Annotated in this window: 19 protein-coding genes; 8 read left to right on the forward strand and 11 right to left on the reverse strand. The window is 64.3% G+C overall.

Annotated features, from left to right (window positions below):
* Positions 1-24: 24 nt before the first annotated feature.
* Together manD and E1N52_RS04845 are read right to left on the reverse strand one after the other, a co-directional pair.
* A complete protein-coding gene (gene manD / locus E1N52_RS04840) occupies positions 25-1,233 on the reverse strand; it encodes a D-mannonate dehydratase ManD (protein ID WP_133180697.1) in 1,209 nt (402 codons plus the stop codon).
* A gap of 19 nt (positions 1,234-1,252) precedes the next feature.
* Positions 1,253-1,984 carry a GntR family transcriptional regulator gene (locus tag E1N52_RS04845; protein ID WP_133180699.1) on the reverse strand — a complete coding sequence of 244 codons (732 nt, stop codon included), beginning with the start codon at positions 1,982-1,984 and terminating at the stop codon, positions 1,253-1,255.
* 121 nt (positions 1,985-2,105) lie between these two features.
* Between E1N52_RS04845 and E1N52_RS04850 the strand changes: the two genes are divergently transcribed.
* The gene (locus tag E1N52_RS04850) at positions 2,106-3,593 is read left to right on the forward strand and encodes a mannitol dehydrogenase family protein (RefSeq protein WP_425468001.1); all 1,488 of its coding nucleotides are present in this window, start codon (positions 2,106-2,108) and stop codon (positions 3,591-3,593) included.
* A 42-nt stretch (positions 3,594-3,635) separates the two neighbouring features.
* Positions 3,636-4,937, forward strand: a complete 1,302-nt coding sequence (locus tag E1N52_RS04855) for an MFS transporter (protein ID WP_133180703.1) — start codon at positions 3,636-3,638, stop codon at positions 4,935-4,937.
* A gap of 36 nt (positions 4,938-4,973) precedes the next feature.
* Here the strand turns inward: E1N52_RS04855 and E1N52_RS04860 are convergent, their stop codons facing one another.
* Positions 4,974-6,995 carry an oxidoreductase gene (locus E1N52_RS04860; protein WP_133180705.1) on the reverse strand — a complete coding sequence of 674 codons (2,022 nt, stop codon included), beginning with the start codon at positions 6,993-6,995 and terminating at the stop codon, positions 4,974-4,976.
* Positions 6,996-7,194: 199 nt separating this feature from the next.
* Between E1N52_RS04860 and E1N52_RS04865 the strand changes: the two genes are divergently transcribed.
* Together E1N52_RS04865 and E1N52_RS04870 are read left to right on the forward strand one after the other, a co-directional pair.
* A complete protein-coding gene (locus E1N52_RS04865; protein ID WP_133180707.1) occupies positions 7,195-7,689 on the forward strand; it encodes a MarR family winged helix-turn-helix transcriptional regulator in 495 nt (164 codons plus the stop codon).
* A 238-nt stretch (positions 7,690-7,927) separates the two neighbouring features.
* Positions 7,928-8,155 carry a hypothetical protein gene (locus tag E1N52_RS04870; protein ID WP_133180708.1) on the forward strand — a complete coding sequence of 76 codons (228 nt, stop codon included), beginning with the start codon at positions 7,928-7,930 and terminating at the stop codon, positions 8,153-8,155.
* Between the two features lie 69 nt (positions 8,156-8,224).
* Here E1N52_RS04870 and E1N52_RS04875 read toward each other — a convergent pair whose 3' ends face one another.
* Positions 8,225-9,355 (reverse strand): MBL fold metallo-hydrolase, encoded by a 1,131-nt coding sequence (locus tag E1N52_RS04875; RefSeq protein ID WP_133180710.1) that lies wholly within the window; start codon positions 9,353-9,355, stop codon positions 8,225-8,227.
* Positions 9,356-9,738: 383 nt separating this feature from the next.
* Between E1N52_RS04875 and E1N52_RS04880 the strand changes: the two genes are divergently transcribed.
* The gene (locus tag E1N52_RS04880; protein WP_133180712.1) at positions 9,739-10,287 is read left to right on the forward strand and encodes a cysteine hydrolase family protein; all 549 of its coding nucleotides are present in this window, start codon (positions 9,739-9,741) and stop codon (positions 10,285-10,287) included.
* A gap of 12 nt (positions 10,288-10,299) precedes the next feature.
* On the opposite strand, the gene E1N52_RS04885 is transcribed toward E1N52_RS04880, so the two are convergent.
* From E1N52_RS04885 to E1N52_RS04895, 3 genes are all read right to left on the reverse strand, one after another.
* Complete coding sequence (locus E1N52_RS04885; RefSeq protein ID WP_133180714.1) at positions 10,300-11,313, reverse strand: zinc-binding alcohol dehydrogenase family protein; 1,014 nt, start codon at positions 11,311-11,313, stop codon at positions 10,300-10,302.
* Between the two features lie 19 nt (positions 11,314-11,332).
* Positions 11,333-11,644, reverse strand: coding sequence for an antibiotic biosynthesis monooxygenase family protein (locus tag E1N52_RS04890; RefSeq protein ID WP_133180716.1), 312 nt, complete (start codon positions 11,642-11,644; stop codon positions 11,333-11,335).
* 200 nt (positions 11,645-11,844) lie between these two features.
* Positions 11,845-12,744, reverse strand: coding sequence for a LysR family transcriptional regulator (locus E1N52_RS04895; protein WP_133180718.1), 900 nt, complete (start codon positions 12,742-12,744; stop codon positions 11,845-11,847).
* Positions 12,745-13,014: 270 nt separating this feature from the next.
* Between E1N52_RS04895 and E1N52_RS04900 the strand changes: the two genes are divergently transcribed.
* Positions 13,015-13,869 (forward strand): urea carboxylase-associated family protein, encoded by an 855-nt coding sequence (locus E1N52_RS04900; protein WP_133180720.1) that lies wholly within the window; start codon positions 13,015-13,017, stop codon positions 13,867-13,869.
* A gap of 17 nt (positions 13,870-13,886) precedes the next feature.
* Here the strand turns inward: E1N52_RS04900 and E1N52_RS04905 are convergent, their stop codons facing one another.
* Positions 13,887-14,324, reverse strand: a complete 438-nt coding sequence (locus E1N52_RS04905) for a PRC-barrel domain-containing protein (protein WP_133180722.1) — start codon at positions 14,322-14,324, stop codon at positions 13,887-13,889.
* Between the two features lie 314 nt (positions 14,325-14,638).
* On the reverse strand, positions 14,639-15,544 hold the full coding sequence (locus E1N52_RS04910) for a LysR family transcriptional regulator (RefSeq protein ID WP_133180724.1): 906 nt from the start codon (positions 15,542-15,544) through the stop codon (positions 14,639-14,641).
* 101 nt (positions 15,545-15,645) lie between these two features.
* Between E1N52_RS04910 and E1N52_RS04915 the strand changes: the two genes are divergently transcribed.
* A complete protein-coding gene (locus tag E1N52_RS04915; RefSeq protein ID WP_133180725.1) occupies positions 15,646-16,635 on the forward strand; it encodes a zinc-dependent alcohol dehydrogenase family protein in 990 nt (329 codons plus the stop codon).
* A 24-nt stretch (positions 16,636-16,659) separates the two neighbouring features.
* Here the strand turns inward: E1N52_RS04915 and E1N52_RS04920 are convergent, their stop codons facing one another.
* A complete protein-coding gene (locus E1N52_RS04920; RefSeq protein ID WP_133180727.1) occupies positions 16,660-17,085 on the reverse strand; it encodes a Fur family transcriptional regulator in 426 nt (141 codons plus the stop codon).
* A 182-nt stretch (positions 17,086-17,267) separates the two neighbouring features.
* On the opposite strand from E1N52_RS04920, the gene E1N52_RS04925 reads away from it, so the two are divergent.
* The gene (locus E1N52_RS04925; protein ID WP_133180729.1) at positions 17,268-18,476 is read left to right on the forward strand and encodes a polysaccharide pyruvyl transferase family protein; all 1,209 of its coding nucleotides are present in this window, start codon (positions 17,268-17,270) and stop codon (positions 18,474-18,476) included.
* Positions 18,477-18,704: 228 nt separating this feature from the next.
* On the opposite strand, the gene E1N52_RS04930 is transcribed toward E1N52_RS04925, so the two are convergent.
* Positions 18,705-19,556, reverse strand: a complete 852-nt coding sequence (locus E1N52_RS04930) for an intradiol ring-cleavage dioxygenase (protein ID WP_133180731.1) — start codon at positions 19,554-19,556, stop codon at positions 18,705-18,707.
* Positions 19,557-19,648: the final 92 nt, after the last annotated feature.

Here is a 19,648-nt window from a genome sequence, read left to right on the forward strand (position 1 = left end):
CCATGTCTATTTGATCAGATATGCTTACCAGTTCCACATCGACCCGTCGCGCAGACGGGCGACCGGCAGATAGGCACGTTCATAGGGATACTTCGCGGCCAGCGTCTCGTCGATGTCCACGCCGAGCCCCGGCGCGTCGTCCATCACGAGGAAGCCGTTCTCGAAGCGGTACTGATGCGGGAACACCGCATTCGTGAGCGCGTTGTGCGGCATCAGTTCCTGAATGCCGAAGTTCGGCGCCCACAGGCCGAAGTTCACGGCGGCGGCCATGCAGACCGGCGAAAGGTCGGTTGCGCCATGAAAGCCCGTGCGCACCTGGTACATGGCCGCGTAATCAGCGATGCGGCGCATATGCGTTATGCCGCCCGCGTGCACGATGGTCGCGCGGATATAGTCGATGAGCTGTTCGCGTATCAGGTCCTTGCAGTCCCAGATCGAGTTGAACACCTCGCCCACGGCGAGCGGCGTGCTCGTATGGCTGCGGATCAGGCGGAAACTCTCCTGGTTCTCGGCCGGTGTCGCGTCCTCCAGCCAGAAGAGGCGATACGGCTCCAGGTCGCGGCCCAGGCGCGCGGCCTCGATCGGCGTGAGGCGGTGGTGCGCGTCGTGCAGCAGATGCGGGCCGAAGCCCACGGCCTCGCGCACCTTGCGAAAGAGTTCAGGCGTATGGCGCAGATAGAGCGCCGTGTCCCACGGTTCCTCGGGCGGCAGCCCCTTCTGGGCGGGCTCGTACTCACCCTTGACCTTGCCCACGCCATACACCTTGTCGAGACCGGGCACGCCCGACTGCACCCGGATTGCCTGGTAGCCCTCCTCCACGTGCTGGCGCACCGCGTCGATAGCTTCTTCGTGGTCGCGCCCGTTTGCGTGACCGTAGACCATCAGCCCTTCGCGGCTCTTGCCGCCCAGCAGCTGATACACGGGCATGTTCGCCAGCTTGCCCTTGATATCCCAGAGCGCCATGTCGATCGCGGCGATCGCCGTCATCGTGACCGGGCCGCGACGCCAGTACGCACCGCGATAGAGGTATTGCCAGATGTCCTCGATATTGCGCGGATCGCGGCCCACGAGGCACGGAAACACGTGATCTTCGAGGTACGCGCGCACGGCCAGTTCGCGGCCGTTGAGCGTCGCGTCGCCGAGACCGTACACGCCTTCGTCGGTCACGATCTTCACTGTCACGAAATTGCGGCCGGGGCAGGTGACGATCGTCTGCAACCGTTCAATCTTCAATTGCTGTCTCCACTCTCTTTCATTCGACGAAATAGTCGGGCACGCGCGCCTGCACTTCCGGCAGATGCGAGCCCACGCGGTCGATATGGCTCGCCACCGTCGCGCCCAGTTGCGCGAAGTTGCGCGAGGCGATATGCGCGAGGATCAACTCGTGTTCGCGCAGCGCGCGCTGCGCATGGTCCGCCACGCGGTCGAGCAGCAGCCAGCGCACGCGGTCGAACTGGCGCTTCATCGGCTGCAGCATTTCCCACACATGCGAGCGGCCCGCGAATTCGAAGAGGCGCCGGTGCATCAGCTCGTCGAGATCGAAAAAGCGATCGACGTCGCCGCGCTCGACGGCATCGCGCTGGTCATCGACGATCCGGCCGAACTCCGAGAGCTGGTCGGGCGTGATGGTCTGGGCCAGCTGCACGTGGTTCGCGCATTCGAGCGTGCTGCGCGCGAAGCGTCCCTCTTCGAGCTGCGACACGGAGATCGGCGCGACGATCGTGCCGACCTTGCGGTAGATGTTCACGAGATGTTCGTCGGCGAGCTGCGCAAGCGCTTCGCGCACCGGCGTGCGGCTCACCTGCAGCGCTTCGGCAATCGCGGCTTCGGAAAGGCTTGCGCGCGGCGGCAGCGTGCCGCGCACGATGGCGTCGCGCAGGAAGGCATGCACCTGTGGGCGATAAGAAGCGTCGGGATTGGCGACGAATCCGCTCAGTGCGGCGAGGATGGTGTCCTCTTGCGGTTCGATGACGGTCTGGCTCATGTCGGTAACGGTGACTGTTTGTACCATGGTAGCAAATACGCTTTGCGGCCACTGCGTAGCGTTAACCCCGATAAAACGAGATAACGCATCGGACTAAGCTTCAGTCATTCGCATTCGTACCATGGTACAAGCAATGACAGCACCCCTTCTGTGTGAGCGCTCACTAACTAACGCCGCGACGACTGTGCGCCAACCGGGGTACGACCGCCAGCGCGTGCGCCCCGGCATCGTCCATCTCGGGCTGGGTGCGTTTCATCGCGCGCACCAGGCGCTCTATACGGAAACGCTGCTCGAGCGCGGCGACATACGCTGTGGCATCGTCGGCGTGAGCCTGCGCGAGCGGCGCGTGCCGCAGGCGCTGGCCGCCCAGGACTACCTCTATTCGGTGACAGAGCGCAACGGCGAGACGGCGGCGAGCCGCGTGGTCGGCGCGCTGCGCGGCGCGCTTTACGCGCCTGAGGCGATGGACCGGGTGCTCGGCGCGATTGCGGACCCCGGTGTCGCCATCGTGAGCCTGACCGTGACCGAGAAGGGATACAGCATCGCGCCCGCCAGCGCCGAGCTGGACGCCGCCGACCCAGGCATCCGCCACGACCTCATGACACCCGATGCGCCGCGCACCACGCTTGGCGTGCTCGCCGCGGGCATTCGCAGCCGCCCGGCCAGCGCGCCGCTCACCGTGGTCTGCTGCGACAACATGCAGGCCAACGGCGACACGCTGCGCAAGCTGCTGATCCAGTATGCGGAGCAGTTCGACCCGGCGCTCGCGCGCCGCATCGGCGAGACGATCGCGTTTCCCAACACGATGGTCGATCGCATCGTGCCGGCCGCCACGCGCGCGTCGCTCGATGCAGCCGCCGCGCAACTCGGCCTGCGCGACGAAGCCGCGATCGTATGCGAGCCGTTCACGCAATGGGTCATCGAAGACCGCTTCAGCGGCCCGCGCCCCGCGTGGGAAGACGCGGGCGCGCTGCTCACGCGCGATGTGCACCCGTATGAGGCCATGAAACTGCGCCTCCTGAACGGCTCGCATTCGGCGATTGCATACGTGGGCCAGTTGCGCGGGCGCGAAACCGTTTCCGATGCGATGGGCGATCCCTCGATGGCCGCCTTCGTGCGCGCGCTGATGATCGAGGACCTGCTCGCCACCGTGACGGTCCCGCCCGGCTTCGGCGTTGATTCGTACTGCCAGGATCTGCTGGCGCGCTTTGCCAACCCGACGCTTGCGCACCGTACCAGCCAGATCGCGACGGACGGCACGCAGAAAGTGCCGGTGCGCTGGCTACCCGCGTTGCGCGAGAGCCTCGCGCGCGGTATCGAGCGTCCCCATCTCGAACGCGCGCTCGCCGCCTGGCTGCACTACCTCGCGACCGAACGCAGCGACGCGGGCGCGTCGCTGGTCGTGAGCGACCCGGGCGCCCCCGCGCTCGCCGCGAAGCTGCGCGGCGCGAGCACGGCGCTCGACACCGTGCAAGCTGCGCTCTCACACACGAGCGTATTTGGCGCAACGCCCTGGCCGCAGGCGTTCGCCGAGCGCCTTGCCGGGCATCTGCAAGCGCTGCGCCGGCATGGCACGAACGCGCTGCTGGCCTGCCCCGCGCCGGCCTGAAGCCGCACGCATGCTCATATCTATAAAGACTGGAGACAGAACATGAAGCAACGCACGATGGGATGGATAACCGTATTCCTGTTATTCCTCGTCTACGGCATCAACTACCTCGACCGGGTGGCGCTCTCTATCACGGCACCGCTCGTGCAAAAGGACCTCGGCATCGATGCGGCGCAAATGGGCATCGTGTTCAGCAGCTTCTTCGTCGGCTATGCGCTGTTCAATTTCGTGGGCGGCATCGCGAGCGACCGGCTCGGGCCGAAGATCGTGTATGTCCTCGCGGTCGGGCTGTGGTCGATCTTCTGCGGGCTGACGGCCGTGGCCGTGGGCTTCGCGAGCCTGCTCGTGCTGCGCGTGCTGTTCGGCATGGCCGAAGGGCCGCTCTGCGCAGGCGCGAACAAGATGGTCAACAACTGGATGCCGCACGACATCGCCGCGACTTCCATGGGATTCCTGAGCGCCGGCTCGCCGCTCGGCGGCGCGATTGCCGGCCCGGTCATCGGGCTGCTCGCGGTCAGCTTCGGTTGGCGCCCTGCGTTCTGGATCATCTGCGCGATTGGCCTCGTATGGTGCGTCGCGTGGATGCTGCTCACCGCCGACCGTCCTTCGGAAAGCCGCTTTGTCAGCACGCTCGACGAAGCCGAACCCGCGCGGCGGGGACCGAGCATTGCCCACACGGCCCACACGGTGCCCGACAGCGCCGCCTCTTTGCCGCTCTCGGCATTGCTGCGCCAGCCGCTCGTGATCGCGACGGCCGTGGCGTTCTTTGCTTATAACTACGTGCTGTTCTTCTTTCTGAGCTGGTTCCCGAGCTACCTCGTGCAGGCGCATCACCTCAACATTCGCGAGATGAGTCTCGCCACCGTCGTGCCGTGGCTCGTGGGCACCGTTGGCCTCGCGGCGGGCGGCGCGATCTCCGATGCGATCTTCCGCTGGACCGGCAAGCTCATGCTCTCACGCAAGATTGTCCTTTCCACCTGCCTCGCGGCGACGGGCGTGTGCGTGGGCGTTGCCGGCCTAGTGCATACGGCTGTCGCGGCCATCGCGCTGATGTCCATTGCGCTCTGCTTGCTCTATGTGACGGGTGCGCTGTACTGGGCGATCGTGCAGGACGTCGTGCATTCCGCCAGGGTGGGCAGCGTGAGCGGCTGCATGCACTGCGTGGGTAGCCTTTCGGGCGTGATCGGGCCGGCAGTGACGGGCTTTCTGGTGGAGCGCAGCGGCTCGTTCGCCACGGCGTTCGTGCTGGCCGGTGTGGTTGCGCTCACGGGCGCGGCGCTCTCGGCAATTTTCATTCGTGACGCGCGCAAGAGCGCGCCGCTCACGGACAGGGCGTATTCGTAACCAGCGCGTGCGCCAGGGTGTGTGTCAGCGGCGACGTCACATCGTCATCGCGAGCCGCGTGGCCTGATCGATGGCACGCAACGCATCGAGTTCGGCGGCGACGTCGGCGCCGCCAATCACCTTAGGTTTCGCTGCTCGCGCAACGAGTTCATCGTAAAGCGTACGGTTCGAATTCTGCCCTGCGCACAGCACGACATGGTCGACGGCGAGCACATGCGGCTTGCCATCGACTCGATAATGCAAGCCTTCATCGTCGATTGCGTCATAGGTCACGCCTGAAGTCATCATCACGCGCGCCTTGCGCAACCGGGCCTTCAAGATCCATCCCGTCGATTTGCCGAGACCCCTGCCGAGCGGTTCCTCCTTACGCTGAAACATGTGAACGCTACGGCGTGGGCCGCCATGAGCGTCGCTACGCAGTAACCCGCCCGCATCCGCATTCGCGGGATCGACGCCCCACGCGCGGAAAAACACGCCACGGTCCAGCGATTCCTGCGCGTCGCCCAGCAGATACTCGGCCACGTCGAAACCGATACCGCCCGCGCCGATGATCGCCACGCGCGCGCCCACTTCGACCTTGCCCGCGAGCACATCGATGTACGACACCGCCTTCGGATGATCGACGCCCACGATATCGGGCACGCGCGGCGTGACGCCTGTGGCGATGACGATCTCGTCGAACGCCTCGCTGGCGAGTTCATCGGCCGTTGCAGCTTGCCCAAGCCGCAACGTCACGCCAAGCCGCTTGAGCCGCACCTCGAAATAGCGCAGCATCTCGTGAAACTCGGCTTTGCCGGGCACGACCTTCGCAAGATTCAGTTGGCCGCCCAGCCGCGCATGCGCTTCGAACAGCGTGAGCGTATGGCCACGTTCGGCGGCGTTGATCGCGAACGCCATGCCGGCCGGCCCGCCGCCCACGACCGCGATGCGTTTGGGCTGCAAAGCCTTGCCCGCAGCGAATTCGATCTCGCGCCCGGCGCGCGGATTGACGAGGCAAGTGGCCGTGCGTTCCGTGAAGATGCGGTCGAGGCAGGCCTGATTGCAGCCGATGCACGTGTTGATTTCGTCGGCCACGCCAAGCCGCGCCTTCTTCGCGAAGTCCGGATCGGCAAGCAGCGGGCGCGCCATCGAAACGAGGTCGGCCACACCCGAGGCGATCAGTTCCTCCGCGACTTCAGGCGTGTTGATGCGGTTCGACGCCACCACCGGAATCGACACCGCCTCTTTGACGTTGCGAATCGCGTCGCGCCAGGCCGCGCGCGGCACGCACGCCGCGATGGTCGGGACCGCCGATTCGTGCCAGCCCACGCCCGTGTTGATGAGGTCCGCGCCGGCCGCTTCGATCTCCTTCGCGAACGCCGCGATCTCGGCGCCGTTCATGCCGCCTTCCACGAGATCGATCGACGAGATGCGGTAGATCAGCATCGGCTCGCGGCCCATTTCCGCACGCACGGCGCGCACGATATCGAGCGCAAAGCGGATGCGGCCTGCGAAGCTGCCGCCGTATTCGTCGTCGCGCGCGTTGGTGACGGCGGCCGTGAACTCGTTGATGAGATAGCCTTCCGAGCCCATGATCTCCACGCCGTCGTAGCCGGCCTGAACCGCCAGCGCCGCCGTGCGGGCGAAATCGTCGATGGTGGCGCGCACTTCCTGAGTGCTGAGCGCCCGTGGCGCGAACGCGTTGATTCTCGCCTTGGCGGCCGTGGGCCCCACGCACTCCGGCACCTTCGCATAGCGGCCCGCGTGCAAGACCTGCAGCACGATCTTTCCGCCCGCCTCGTGAACCGCGCGCGTCACCGCGCGATGCTCGTCGATCTGCTCCGCGCGATTGAAGAGCGGACCTCCCGGCTCCATCACGCCTTCGGCGTTCGGCGAGAACCCGCCGCTCAGAATCAGCCCGATCTCGCCGGCCGCGCGCGCCGCATAGAACGCGGCAAGGCGCTCGTGCGGACGGTCGAGCGTTTCGAGCCGCGTATGCATCGCGCCCATCACCATCCGGTTGGGCAGCAGCGTCGCGCCAACGCGAAGCGGGGTCAAAATCCGGTCGTAGGTCGCCATGGGGATGTCTCTGGATATTCTCGTGCGTCGTTTCCACACTCTAGGCGAGGCCCCTAATTACGTCAACATCATGATATATATTGAGGGCACGAGGAGGGGTATTGCCCAGATGGACGGCGCGCCCACTTCCCTTCACTATTTTCGTATCAGGTATTTGTCTCATTGCCAGCCGCACTCGCGCGGCGGCCGAAAGGCGCCCATGACCCAGAACGACCCTTCGTACGATCAATCCGTCTCGTCGATTCACAACCGCTTGTTCTTCCGCCTGTTCCAGGCCGGCAACACGCTCGACCGGCAGACGACCAAGGCGCTCGGCATCACGACCGTCCAGTGGTCGGTGCTCGGCGCGCTATCACGACCGCAGGTTGCGGAGGGCATGTCGTTTTCCGAACTGGCCGACTATCTCGTGGTGAGCCGCCAGAGTCTCGACGGCGTGCTCAAGCGCCTGGAGCGCGACGAGCACGTGCTGCGCGTGGCCGATACCGTAGACCGGCGTGCGAAAAAGGTCGTGCTCACGGACCAGGGCAAGGTGTTCTGGGAGAGCCTGCAGCCGAAGATCTACGAGTTCTATCGCCAGGCGCTCGCGAGCTTTCGCTTCGACGACAAGGTTTCGCTCGTGCACTTCCTGAATCAGCTGAACAAGGGCATGGACGAGATCGATCTCGGCGAACCGGCGCAGCGCGACGAGGAGTGAATGCACGCTCGCGCTTTCATATCGTGCAATGCGCGCCCGGTGTGTGCAAATTTCGCATGTTCGAATGCGGGCCCGCAATTGCACATGGAAGGACACCTTCTCTTATCGTGAAAGACATCACGTAAGCCATTGAACAACAAGGAAATTGCAGCGCCGCAAAGCTGCAGGGAAGTCGTCTTTCACTGCGATAGACTGAATCCAATGACGCTTCTTATCGCTTGTTAATCAATGGAGACTGATGATGGACGTGTATATCGAACCGTTACCGAGAGGCCAATGGGGGCCAATCGATGGCTACGCCCTGGAGTTCGCGGACGGCAGCAAATTCGCCGAGAACGTCTTTCGCTCCGAGCTTCTCGCGATCAGCGAGATCGTTCTGAGAGGCTATAAGCCGCTGCTGGCCAAGGTCCGCATCACGGACAAGCACGCCAACGCGCATTGGAAGCGCCCCGAAACTGCGCGCTGACACGCTCGAGCTCGACGGCGTGGTGTGCCGTCGAGCAGCCTACCCGCCCTGGCGCTTCCTCATCGCTTATCAAGTGCCGAAGGTAAAGCGTGTGCCGGTAGATGACCACAGCACCTTTCCCGGCATGGCCTGAGTCACCATCGCGTAGAACACTTCACCGGAACAATGCATCGGAACGATGTAGTCCGGGTCGATTTCCTTGAGCGCGTTCACAGTGGCCTGCTGATACTCCGGCGGCTGCGGCGCTAGATGAAAGCCGCCGAGGATCGCGTGCACGTGGTCGACGCCCGACACTTTCATCGCCGTCTTGACGGTATTGAGCACGCCCCGGTGCGCGCATGAAGTCAACACCACGAGACCCCTGTCCTTCACCACATAGGCAGTGCCGTGCTCATGCTGGAAGTCGTCGGGAATCGTCGTCGCGTTTTGCTTGGCCGCCGGTAGTTTGTCCGCGGCACAGCCCACGCCATTGTGGATGCCTACGGTCATATTGCTCGGATTGAGCGGCTTTTCGAATGTGGTCTGGGGAATCCAGCCCGTGGTGAACGCGTGACCCGCCACGACGGCCGGATGCTCGGCGAAGACGATGTTCAGATTGGCGTCGCGCATGGCTTGCCGGTCGAGCGAACCGAACTGACGCACACCGATTTCGCGTGTGCAGAAACATTCCTCGCCTCCCAGGTAAATGGGCAGCTTCGCTTTCAGCTTGCCCTGGTTTGCCTGGAGAAAGCCGACCATGCCGCCAAAGTGGTCGTAGTGGCCGTGTGTCAGCAACAACGCATCGAGTTGCGCCGGGTCGATCTTCAAGAGTGCTACGTTATTGTTCAACGTCTCGGACGTGTAGCCGAAGTCGATCAGGATTTGCCTGATCTGGTCCGCCCGCGCGGACTCGACATGCAGCGAGAGCCCCCACTCGTTCTCGATCGCAAGGCGAGGCGGGTGATCCTCTCCGAGCGCAAGGCCAAAGCGCTGCACGTCGACATTGCCGATGCGGCGGCTGCTCTCCAGCGCGGAATACGACGAGTCGGTGACGACGCGAACCGATACCCGATCGACAACGGGCACCGGTCCGCTCAGCGGCTCGGCAAACGACACCCGCGATTCGCCGAACATTGCCCCCGCAAGCACGCCTAGCGCGCTGAATCCTCCGGCACGCAGTATTCTGCGGCGCGACCAGCTATTCAGATATCGGTCGTCCATTGCCTGACCTCCATCGCTCGCGACTCACCGCATGGTAGGCGAGACCATCTTACGCCCGACGCACAGGATCGACGTGTATGTGCGCTACCGCACATACACGCGGCGCATTTACCGGATCGAAAGGCCTTTGTCATTCGGATTGCACAGACCCGTAAGTGTGCAGACAACGAACACAACACAGTTGACGCCCTAAACCGCCTCCTGCATGATCGCCTTTATGACCGCGCACATGCTCACCACGACGACTACCACGACCGCTCCCGGCGGGTCGTGAGTTCGGTGCGCGCACGTTAGATTTCGTATCGATCACAAGGCCCCGCCAGCAATGGACGGGGCCTTGTCGTTTCTCCGTGCGTTGCGGGCGCAACTACCGGAGAACCATCATGCCAAGCCTCGCTCGCGCCCTTCTCATCATCGATATGCAGGAAGGCTTGTTCAACGGCCCCAATACGCCGTTCGAGGGCGAGCGCGTGCTCGCCAATATCCGGCAGCTGATCGCCGAGGCACGCAAGGCTCGCACGCCGGTCTTCGCCGCGCGTCACGTCGGGCCGCCGGGATCGCCCATCGAGCCGGGCAGTCCGCTCACGCAATTGCTGCCGGCGCTCGCTATCGACGCGGAGATCGACGGTGTGTTCGAGAAGAGCCGGCCCAGTTGCTTTATCGGCACCGATCTCGCACACCGGCTCGCGCAGGCCAACGTGGGCGAACTCGTCATCGCGGGCATGCAGACGGAGTACTGCGTGGACTCCACCTGCCGCGCCGCGGGCGACCTGGGCTTTCAGGCGCTGCTCGTCGCCGACGCTCACACGACCATGGATACGCCCGTGCTGAGCGCCGAGTCGATTATCGAGCACCATAACCGCACCCTGAGCGGCCCCTTCGTGAAGCTCGTGAGCACGGCCGATTGCGTGTTCGACCGCGCGACTGGATAACGAACGTCGCTCTTAAAACCCTTCGAGCACGAGCTTGCCGCGCGAGCGGTTGGTTTCCACGAGCTCGTGCGCCCGGCGCAGGTTCGCCGCATTGATGGTCCCGAAGCTCTCGTTGAGGGTCGTGCGCAGCACGCCCTCGTCGATGAGCGAGGCCATGCGGTCGAGCAGCTCATGCTGGCGAATCTGATCTTTCGTCCCGAACATCGAGCGCGTGAACATGAACTCCCAATGCAGGGCCACGCTCTTCCTCTTGAGCTTGCGGAAGTCGAACAGCTCCGGATCGTCGATCAGCGCGAGATGTCCCTGCGGATTGATCGAGGCGACGATCTCGTCGAAGTGACGGTCGGTCTGGTTCAGGCTCGCGATATAGTCCACGCCTTCCATGCCGATACGCTTGAGTTCCTGCGAGAGCGGCTTCGTATGATCGATGACGTGATGCGCGCCCAGTTCGCTCACCCACTTCGACGTTTCGGGCCGCGACGCCGTGCCGATCACCGTGAGGCCCGTGAGCTTGCGTGCCAACTGCACGAGAATCGAGCCCACGCCGCCTGCCGCGCCGATCACGAGCAGCGAGTCGCCGGACGACGCCGTGCCCTCGGGCACCTTGAGGCGGTCGAACAGCAACTCCCACGCCGTGATGGAGGTGAGCGGCAACGCGGCGGCCTCGGCGAAGTTCAGGCTTTGCGGCATGTGGCCCACGATGCGCTCGTCCACCACGTGCAACTCGCTGTTGGTACCCGCGCGCAACAGCGAGCCCGCATACCACACGCGGTCGCCCGGCTTGAAGAGCGTCACGTCCCGGCCCACGGCGCGCACGACGCCGCTCGCGTCCCAGCCGATTACTTTCGGCTCGCCGCTTTCGGGCGCCATGTTCGCGCGCACCTTCACGTCGACCGGGTTGACCGACACCGCGTGCACTTCAACGAGCAGATCGCGCGGGCCCGGTTGCGGGTCGGGGAGTTCGAGGTCGATCAGCGATTCGGGGTCGCTGATGGGGAGATTGCGGTAATAACCAATCGCTTTCATCGTGAATACCTCCTGATAGTCAAATTGCGGAAAACCGGCTTTCTTGAACGTGCGGCTCGAAGTGATAGAGGTCGGGGTCCGCAGAGAAATACGGCCACAGCGCGTGCAGGAAGGTCTGGAAATCGCCGTGCATCATGAACGCGCTTTGCGCGTCGAGGCAGTCCCATTCCACTTCCAGCACGTAGCAGCCCTCGTCTTCGCACTGCGGACCGAGGCGGTGCCCGCGATAGCCCGGCTTGTTCGTGAGCAGCGGGCATACGCGCAGCCAGGCCGCCTCGAAATGCGAAATCTTGTCGGCTCGCAGGTAAAAGCGGCCTATCGCGACGATCATCCGAGCCTCCGTGCCGTTCGTGTTCGTACGAATAATCGGCCAGCGCGCCCGGCGCGCATAGCGGCAAACGGCGAATTCAGCTTCAAAGCTGTTTTGAAGATCAAGTGCGCGATCGAGCGGCGGAGGCGGCGGGAAAGACGAATGCAGGCCGGCCCCGATGGCGGTCGGGCCGGGCGGCGGACCTACTGCGCAATCACGCGTCAGGCAAGAAACGCGGCGATGCGATCGCGCAGCCAATCGCGCAGTGCGTTGACGGTCGGCGAGAGCATCGTGCGGTGCGCACACACGAGATGCAGCGGGGCGCCTTCGCCCTGAAACGCATCGAGCGCGGTTTCGAGGCGGCCCGCCTTGATATCGGCGAGCACGTCCAGACGCGACTTGTAGGCCAGGCCATGCCCCGCCACGGCCCAGCGGCGCACGAGTTCGCCGTCGTCGCTGCTGCGGTTGCCGTGCACGTTCACGACGCTCGCTTCGTCGCCGCGGTGGAAGGTCCAGCGATCGTGCAACGTGTCGCTCAGGGCGAAACGCAGGCAGTTGTGGCGCGAGAGATCGGCGGGCGTCGCGGGTTTACCGTGACGCGCGAAATAGCCGGGCGCGGCGCACAGCACACGCCGGTTGTCGGGCGCGAGCGGCAGCGCCACGAGCGAGGAGTCTTCGGGCACGCCGTAGCGCACCGCCACGGCAACCGGCGACCGGAACATATCGGTCACGTGGTCGCCGATGTGAACCTGGAACGACACGTCAGGATGCTGCGCCTGAAAGTCGTCGAGCCACGGCGCGAGCACGTTGCGCCCCAGGTCGGAGGGAATCGACAGCGACACCGTGCCGCCGATCATCTTGCGCCCATGCGCCACGGCGTTCTGGCCCGCCTCCACCTGCTCCATGACGCCGCGCGCGTATTCGAGGTAGCGCTCGCCGTCCGGCGTGAGGCGCAGGCTGCGCGTGGAGCGTGCGAGCAGGCGCGTGCCGAGTTCGGTTTCGAGGCGCTTGAGGCCCGCGCTCGTCACCGCGGGCGTGAGATCGAGTTGGCGTGCGGCGGCCGAGAGGCTCCCGTTGTCCGCCGCACTGATAAAGATGACGAGGTCTTCCAGTCTGATCATGTACCGTCGCGTCTCGTTGGGCTGCTGGCGCTGGACAGTCGGGCGCCGCGGTCATGGAGTAAGCGAACTGTACACGAAGGCGTCGTGCACGCGGGGAGGCCCGAACACACAAAAAGGACCACGAATCCCCAACCTTCCGATCGTTGAACAGCCTTTGGCTTACCGTTGCACGATTCCTATACTCCCCTGCAGACATCCCGCGAAAGCTTCGCCTTACACCATCGGCATCGCAAACGCGGGCGCAGGTCGTTCATACAGGAGTACGAGGCAATGCTGAACTATCCCGCCGCCTACCAGTCGACCAAGGGCTCCGCGCTCGACGTGAACAAGCCCTTTTACCGCCGCATCGCCGAAGAGAAGGATCAGCGCGAGCTAATCGAATCGATCGTCGTGCCGATACGCTCGGGGCAAGCCTGGAGCGTACCCGCGGGACACGTGTTCCGCATCGTGACGATCGAAGGCCCGCAGGTGGCCGACCTCAATCTATGGAACCGGCACGATCCGCGCGAACGCATGTGGGCTTCGCGCACACGCCAGCTCCAGCAGGCGCACGTGAGTACCTTCGACCGCCTGTGGTCCACGCTGCCCTTCCTGCGCCCGCTCGTCACCATCACGGACGACAGCCTCGCCGATTACGGAGTGGACGAACATGGCGGGCGCGTTCACGACCTGCTCGGCACGCGGTGCGACCCCTACGTGAACCGCATGCTGACCGGCGAGGACTTTCATTTCCACTGCCACTCGAACCTCACGCGCGCCATCGCGCCCTACGGCCTCACCGAATACGACGTGCACGACGTGCTCAACGTGTTCCAGTGCACCGGACTGAATCTCGAGGACAAGTACTTCATGAAGGCCTGCCCGGCGAAGAAAGGCGACTACCTCGAGTTTTTCGCCGAGATCGACCTGTTGTGCGCGCTTTCGACCTGCCCCGGCGGCGACCTTTCGCTGCCGATGTGGGGACCCGATGCACGTGACCCGCTGGAAGTCTGCCGGCCGCTCGGCATTGAGATCTACCGGCTGGCGCCCGCGTTGCTGGAGGGCTGGTCTTCGCCGCCTGTCGCCGAATATCGTGGCCTGCACGGCATGGCGTTGCAGCAGCCGGACTGGAAGTGCGGCTGCTGAAACGCGATGACTGAGGCTTACTGCTGCTTGTCGACCTTCTTCGGCTTCGGCGGCGATTCGACCTTCGCGTACTGGAACGCGGGCGTGGCCTTCAGCGCTTCCTTGGTTGCGCCGGGCAGATAGAGATTGCCCTGGCGCACGTCGAGCGAAGCGATGGGCACGGCCACGTCATGCGAGCCGACGCCGAGGAAACCGCCCGCCGAAACGATGGCCGCGGAAACCGAACCGTCCGGCGCCACGATCAGGTCGCGCACGGTGCCGATCTTCACGTTGTCGTCGTTATAAACGGGCTTGCCGAGTACGCTCTTCTTCACGCTCCAGCCTTCGAGCAGCGCCTGCGACTGCTCGACCGACACGCTCAAGGGCTGCGCGCCCGCGATCTGGGCGTTCGCGCTGGCACTGGCCAGCACGGCGCTGAATGCCGCTACGGCCAACATCGTCTTGCGGAAATGCATTTTGTTTCGCTCCTGTATTCCGGTTAGTTCGCCGCGCAGGTCGTTGCGAGTCAGCGCGAGACTGCAGGCGGAGTGTCATGTTAGCCGGTATGGCGCGGCGCTGCGCTCAAGCTGCTTGCGCGAGGAATCACGAAGCAGATAAGCGCAAAGGCGCTGCCGAGCCTTCAGGAGGCCGGCCTCGGCGAACGACTGCTCGATAAAATCGGGCAATGTACGCATCCTCGAATAGTAAGGAAGACGGATGAAGTTCGACGTCGGCATCGCGCAAGCGACGATCGCGCTCGCGGATAAAAACTAGAGCGACTCGCGCCTCATCACTCCATCATCTCCGGCAACGCCTGCGCCAGTTCCTCCACGGCCAGCCGCACGCGCATCGGCACGTGCGGCGTGCGCAGCCATATCGCGTAGGCGTCGTAGAGAAAACCCCGTTGCGCAGGCAACAACTCCTCCAGTGCGCCTTCGCGAACCCGCTCGCGCACGAGCCAGAACGGCAGCCATCCGAGCCCCTCTCCCGCCGCGACGGCGTCGGCGATCGCGGCGAGATCGTCGAGACGAAAGCGGTTGGGCGGTGTGATCTCGACGGGCGGCCCGCCCTCGGCTTCAGCAGTAAAGCGCCACGGCGGCACACGGCCCGAGCGGCGATACATGATCGCTTCATGCTGGGCGAGATCGTCGAGCGTGTCGGGCCTCCCATGCGCCGCAAGCCATTTCGGCGACGCGCACACCGTCATGCGCTGCCGCGCCACGCGGCGCGCGACGAGGTCGGCGCTGTCCTCCAGCGCTCCGGTGCGGATCGCGAGGTCGTAACCATCGTCGGCCAGATCGACGAAGCGATCGTTCATCGAAAGATCGAGTTCGATACCCGGATAGCGGCGCGCGAAACGCATGAGCACGGGCATCGCGCAATGCCGCCCGAAATGCACCGGCATGGTGATGCGCAAGCGCCCGCGCGGCTCGCCTAGCTGGTCGGCAGCGAGCGCGTCGGCGGCATCGGCTTCCGCGAGGATCAGCTTGCAGCGCTCGTAGTAGGCGCGGCCGAACTCGGTCACGCTCTGGCGTCGCGTGGTCCGGTTGATGAGCCGCACGCCAAGACGCGCTTCGAGCCATTGCACATGTTTGCCAACCATCGGCGCGGAAAGGTCCAGCGCCTCGGCAGCCGCCGCAAACGACCCCAGATCCACGGCTTTCACGAACACCTGCATGCTGGTCAAGCGGTCCATATTCGAAACGATCCGTTACGAGTGTCGATGCGAATCCGCAATTTATCGCCGATTTTCGTGTAGATACAGTGGATTCGTTCCAATCATTCAGGAGTGGCCATATGACACGCGTCGTTCGCTTTCATCGGCATGGCGGCCCGGAGGTACTGCGCATCGAGGAGGTCGAGCTTGCGCCGCCCGGCCCCGGCGAGGTCGCGATACGGGTCAAGGCGCTCGGAATGAATCGGGCGGAAGCACTCATGCGCGCGGGCATGTATATCGAAACGCCCGCGTTGCCGTCGGGGATCGGACTGGAGGCGGCTGGCGTCGTAGAGGCCGTTGGCGAAGGCGTAACGTCGCTCGCACCGGGCGACGCGGTAAGCGTCATTCCGCCGATCTCGATGGCGCGTTGGCCCGTTCATGGCGAGCGCGTGAATTTCCCCGCGCAATTCGTGGTGCGCCATCCGCCTTCATTGGGCTGGGAACAGGCTGCGGCGCTCTGGATGGCGTATCTCACTGCTTATGGCGCGCTCGTGGAAATCGCCGGGCTTCAACGCGGCGAATTCGTGGCGATCACGGCAGCATCGAGCAGCGTTGGACTGGCGGCGATCCAGATCGCGAACCACATCGGCGCGACGCCGGTCGCCATCACGCGGACCTCTGCCAAGCGGCGCGCCTTGCTCGACGCCGGCGCCGCTCACGTGATCGCCACCCGCGAAGAAGACGTGGCCGCCCGGATCGCTGACATCACGGGAAACGAGGGGGCGCGCGTCGTGCTCGACGCAATTGGCGGTTCATTGTTCGAGCCGCTCACGGCGTCGATGTCGCGCGGCGGCATATTGGTCGAGTACGGCGGCCTGAGCGGAGAGTCCACGCCCTTCCCCTTGCCAGCGGTGTTGAGCAAAACGCTGACGCTGCGTGGCTACCTCGTTCATGAGGTAATTTGCAATCCTGACTGGTTGGGGCGCGCCAAAGCCTTCATTCTGGACGGCCTGGCAGCGGGCGCACTACGGCCCGTCATAGCCAGGACGTTCCCTTTTGAAGAGATCGTCGAGGCACACCGCTATCTGGAGTCGAACGAGCAGTTCGGGAAGGTCGTCGTTACGCTCTGAACCTTGCGCCGGTCATGCGCCCATTCACGATGACGCCGCGGCGCACTGAGCGCAAAGCCCGAAAACGACGAGACTCGAATGCGTATAGCGAAAGCGCTTCGCCGCCGCGATGGCGGCGTGCTGTTCCTGCAGCGCGGGCTCGTCGATATCCACTACGGTCTTGCAGCTCTCGCACACGAGGTGTGCGTGCGGCTGGCCACGCCCAAGCTCGTACACCACGCGTGTTTCGCCAACCCACGTGCTATCGAGCAGGGACGATTCCATCAGTTGTGCAAGCGCGCGATAGACGCTCGCCAGGCTGCATTGCTCCACATCTTTCGCAATGCGGCGAAAGACCTGGTCGGCGGTCAGATGCTCGTGCGGCGCATCATGAAAGACCTTCAGCACGGCCACGCGGCTGGACGTCGGGCGCAGGCGCGCGCTCTTCAGTTCGGAGTAGACCGTTCTCATACACAGGGAAAACACGTCGGCAAGGCCGACAGTTTCACCGAGAATGCTTAAGGTTTCCTTATGTCAGTATGGCGAGTGACATGTTGCGACCCGACTTGCGGCCCCTTTATGCTGCGGCGCCGTATCGATCGAAAAAGCATGGGATTGGCGGATATTGAACAGCAGCACGACCTGAGGCACGCATGGCTTCCACGCCCACGGTGATCTTCGGCGCGTTCGACCGGCACAACTTCGGCGACCTGCTAATCGCGCAGCTGGCGGCGCGCATGCTGCCATGCCGCGAACTGCTGTTCGCCGGGCTCGCCGCGCGCGATCCGCATGGCGATGGCGGGCCAGGCACCGTCGCGCTTGCGCGTATCGCCGCATTCGCGCGCGACCGGCCCGTGAACGTGATTCACGCAGGCGGCGAGTTGCTGACCTGCAATGCGTGGGAGGCCGCCGTAATGCTTGCACCGCCGCAGCACGTGCCGGCGCTCATTGCCACTGAGGGTGATTGGCTGCGCGACGGGCGCGCGTGGGCGCAAAAGCAGGTTGGCGTGGCTTCACTCGCGCCGTATGTGCTGTCAAAGTCCGCGTTGCCGGGCGTGCGCGTGAAGCATCTCTCGTTCAACGCGGTAGGGGGTGTCGATCTGGATGCGCGCAACGCACAATTGGGCGACGACGTGCTCGCGGCACTGCAATCCGCGGATGCGGTGAGCGTGCGTGACAGACGAACCCAGGCGCTGCTCGCGCAACGGGGCATCGAAGCCCGTCTGATACCGGACCCCGCCACGATGACGGCAGCGCTGTTCGGCACGGCAATACGCCGGCACGCCACCAATGGCGCGCTGCGCGACGTGCGTCACGCGTTCCAGCATGGTTATGCGGCCGTGCAATTCAGCGCTGACTTCGGCGACGATGCGACGCTCGATACGCTAGCCACCCAACTCGAACTCGCGGCGAAGGCGCACGGCCTGGGTATTGTGCTGTTTCGCGCGGGCGCCGCTCCCTGGCATGATGACCTGGCGGTGTACGAGCGGCTCGCGGCTCGATTACGCGCGACTCACGTTCGCGTGTTTGCTTCGCTGAACATCTGGGACATCTGCGCGCTGATCGCTGGAAGCCGCATTTATTGCGGCAGCAGCCTGCACGGTCGCATCGTTGCGATGGCGTACGCGCTCCCTCGCATCAATATCAGTCATCCTGATCATTCTTTCGAGGCAAGCAAGCATGCGGCCTATGTGCGGACATGGGAAGCAGCAGGTCTCGCCGGCGCTGTGAATCCGGGCAATCTCGCCGATGCGATTGCCAACGCACTGGTGACCGACTACGACTCCCTGCGCGAGACCGCGTCCGCGCTTGCACGGCGGTATCGGATGGAATTCGAAACTATGTTTGATCAGATGCGTTGACGTGCCTCGCGATCTCCGCATGGCATCGCTTTCTCGACAACGTTCACGCCCCCTGCGAACCTGGCTCGCTCCAGGCATCCAGGAGCCGCTTTCCCACCGAAGCGAATGTATCGATTGCCGCGTGGGTGAACGTCCGCACGTACGCGAAGCGTTGTTGGCGGAAGGTCGACTGAGGGACTGACAGCAAGAGATCTCGCCGCGGCCAACACCGCTTTCGTGTGGCCGGAATCAACGCGCGGGAGGCCCCGGAAGCGGTTCGACCGGTTGCGGTTGCGCATCGGGATCGACCACCGCGTTCACACGTGCACGCAACCCGGTTACGCGGCCATCAAGCGTGGATGGGCTCGCGCTCGCGATCATCGTCGCGCCTGACTGATTGACGAATACCGGGTCTTCGCTCTGCGTGGTGCGCTCGATCGCGTGGCTGCGGTACGGATCGAGTTGCATCAACGTCACCATCAACGATTCCGGAAAGAAGACCTGGCCGACATGTGAAACATGCGAAGCCTGCGCGCGCTGCGTATGCGACGCGCCTGCCGTGCGGACCTTGAAATGAATGTGGTTGGTACGCCCGGGATAGTTGCCCGGCACGATGGTCTCGAACGTGACGATGCCCGCGCGATCGGTGTGCTGAATACCGCGAAGGAAGGTCTGGTGGTCGGTGGGACGCGGCGTGGGCGGCGTCATGGGCGGCGGCCCCGGCGGCCGACCCGCGGGCGGGCGGCCAGGCGCCTTCGGATCGAAATCGGGCGGTGGCGGGAGTTCCATCTTCGTGTAGCCCGAATAGACGCCCATCGCATCGCATTGCCATATGTCGACTGCGGCGCCTACGAGCGGCGCGCACGTTCTCGCGTCGGTGAGCACGATGTTGAGCGTCAAGGGCACACCCGGCCTGCCCTCCCGGACGTCGCTGCGCACGAGATCGCCGTCGATCCAGTAAGGGCCGACTTCCTGCTCGGGCGTGAGCCGGCAGGGCGCGGCGCTCGCGAAGGCGGCAGGGCTCGTTTCGATGGTCGCAACGGTTGTGCCGACCGCGATCGTCAGTTTGATGAATTCTCGTCGTGACAGGCGTGATGTCATTGTTGTGCTGCATTGCGCGTGATGGCGGGACTTTACCGGAGCCGGCGCGCATTACGATTACATTTCTATTACGCCTTATTTCGCGGCGGCGG

The sequence above is a fragment of the Paraburkholderia guartelaensis genome, assembly GCF_004353905.1.
GTDB classification, from domain to species: domain Bacteria; phylum Pseudomonadota; class Gammaproteobacteria; order Burkholderiales; family Burkholderiaceae; genus Paraburkholderia; species Paraburkholderia guartelaensis.

Coding starts and splice junctions, on each gene's coding strand:
- E1N52_RS04845 (WP_133180699.1), bottom strand. CDS start 1,984: ATGAGCCAGACCGTCATCGAACCGCAAGAGGACACCATCCTCGCCGCA.
- E1N52_RS04850 (WP_425468001.1), top strand. CDS start 2,106: ATGGTACAAGCAATGACAGCACCCCTTCTGTGTGAGCGCTCACTAACT.
- E1N52_RS04855 (WP_133180703.1), top strand. CDS start 3,636: ATGAAGCAACGCACGATGGGATGGATAACCGTATTCCTGTTATTCCTC.
- E1N52_RS04860 (WP_133180705.1), bottom strand. CDS start 6,995: ATGGCGACCTACGACCGGATTTTGACCCCGCTTCGCGTTGGCGCGACG.
- E1N52_RS04865 (WP_133180707.1), top strand. CDS start 7,195: ATGACCCAGAACGACCCTTCGTACGATCAATCCGTCTCGTCGATTCAC.
- E1N52_RS04870 (WP_133180708.1), top strand. CDS start 7,928: ATGATGGACGTGTATATCGAACCGTTACCGAGAGGCCAATGGGGGCCA.
- E1N52_RS04875 (WP_133180710.1), bottom strand. CDS start 9,355: ATGGACGACCGATATCTGAATAGCTGGTCGCGCCGCAGAATACTGCGT.
- E1N52_RS04880 (WP_133180712.1), top strand. CDS start 9,739: ATGCCAAGCCTCGCTCGCGCCCTTCTCATCATCGATATGCAGGAAGGC.
- E1N52_RS04885 (WP_133180714.1), bottom strand. CDS start 11,313: ATGAAAGCGATTGGTTATTACCGCAATCTCCCCATCAGCGACCCCGAA.
- E1N52_RS04890 (WP_133180716.1), bottom strand. CDS start 11,644: ATGATCGTCGCGATAGGCCGCTTTTACCTGCGAGCCGACAAGATTTCG.
- E1N52_RS04895 (WP_133180718.1), bottom strand. CDS start 12,744: ATGATCAGACTGGAAGACCTCGTCATCTTTATCAGTGCGGCGGACAAC.
- E1N52_RS04900 (WP_133180720.1), top strand. CDS start 13,015: ATGCTGAACTATCCCGCCGCCTACCAGTCGACCAAGGGCTCCGCGCTC.
- E1N52_RS04905 (WP_133180722.1), bottom strand. CDS start 14,324: ATGCATTTCCGCAAGACGATGTTGGCCGTAGCGGCATTCAGCGCCGTG.
- E1N52_RS04910 (WP_133180724.1), bottom strand. CDS start 15,544: ATGGACCGCTTGACCAGCATGCAGGTGTTCGTGAAAGCCGTGGATCTG.
- E1N52_RS04915 (WP_133180725.1), top strand. CDS start 15,646: ATGACACGCGTCGTTCGCTTTCATCGGCATGGCGGCCCGGAGGTACTG.
- E1N52_RS04920 (WP_133180727.1), bottom strand. CDS start 17,085: ATGAGAACGGTCTACTCCGAACTGAAGAGCGCGCGCCTGCGCCCGACG.
- E1N52_RS04925 (WP_133180729.1), top strand. CDS start 17,268: ATGGCTTCCACGCCCACGGTGATCTTCGGCGCGTTCGACCGGCACAAC.
- E1N52_RS04930 (WP_133180731.1), bottom strand. CDS start 19,556: ATGACATCACGCCTGTCACGACGAGAATTCATCAAACTGACGATCGCG.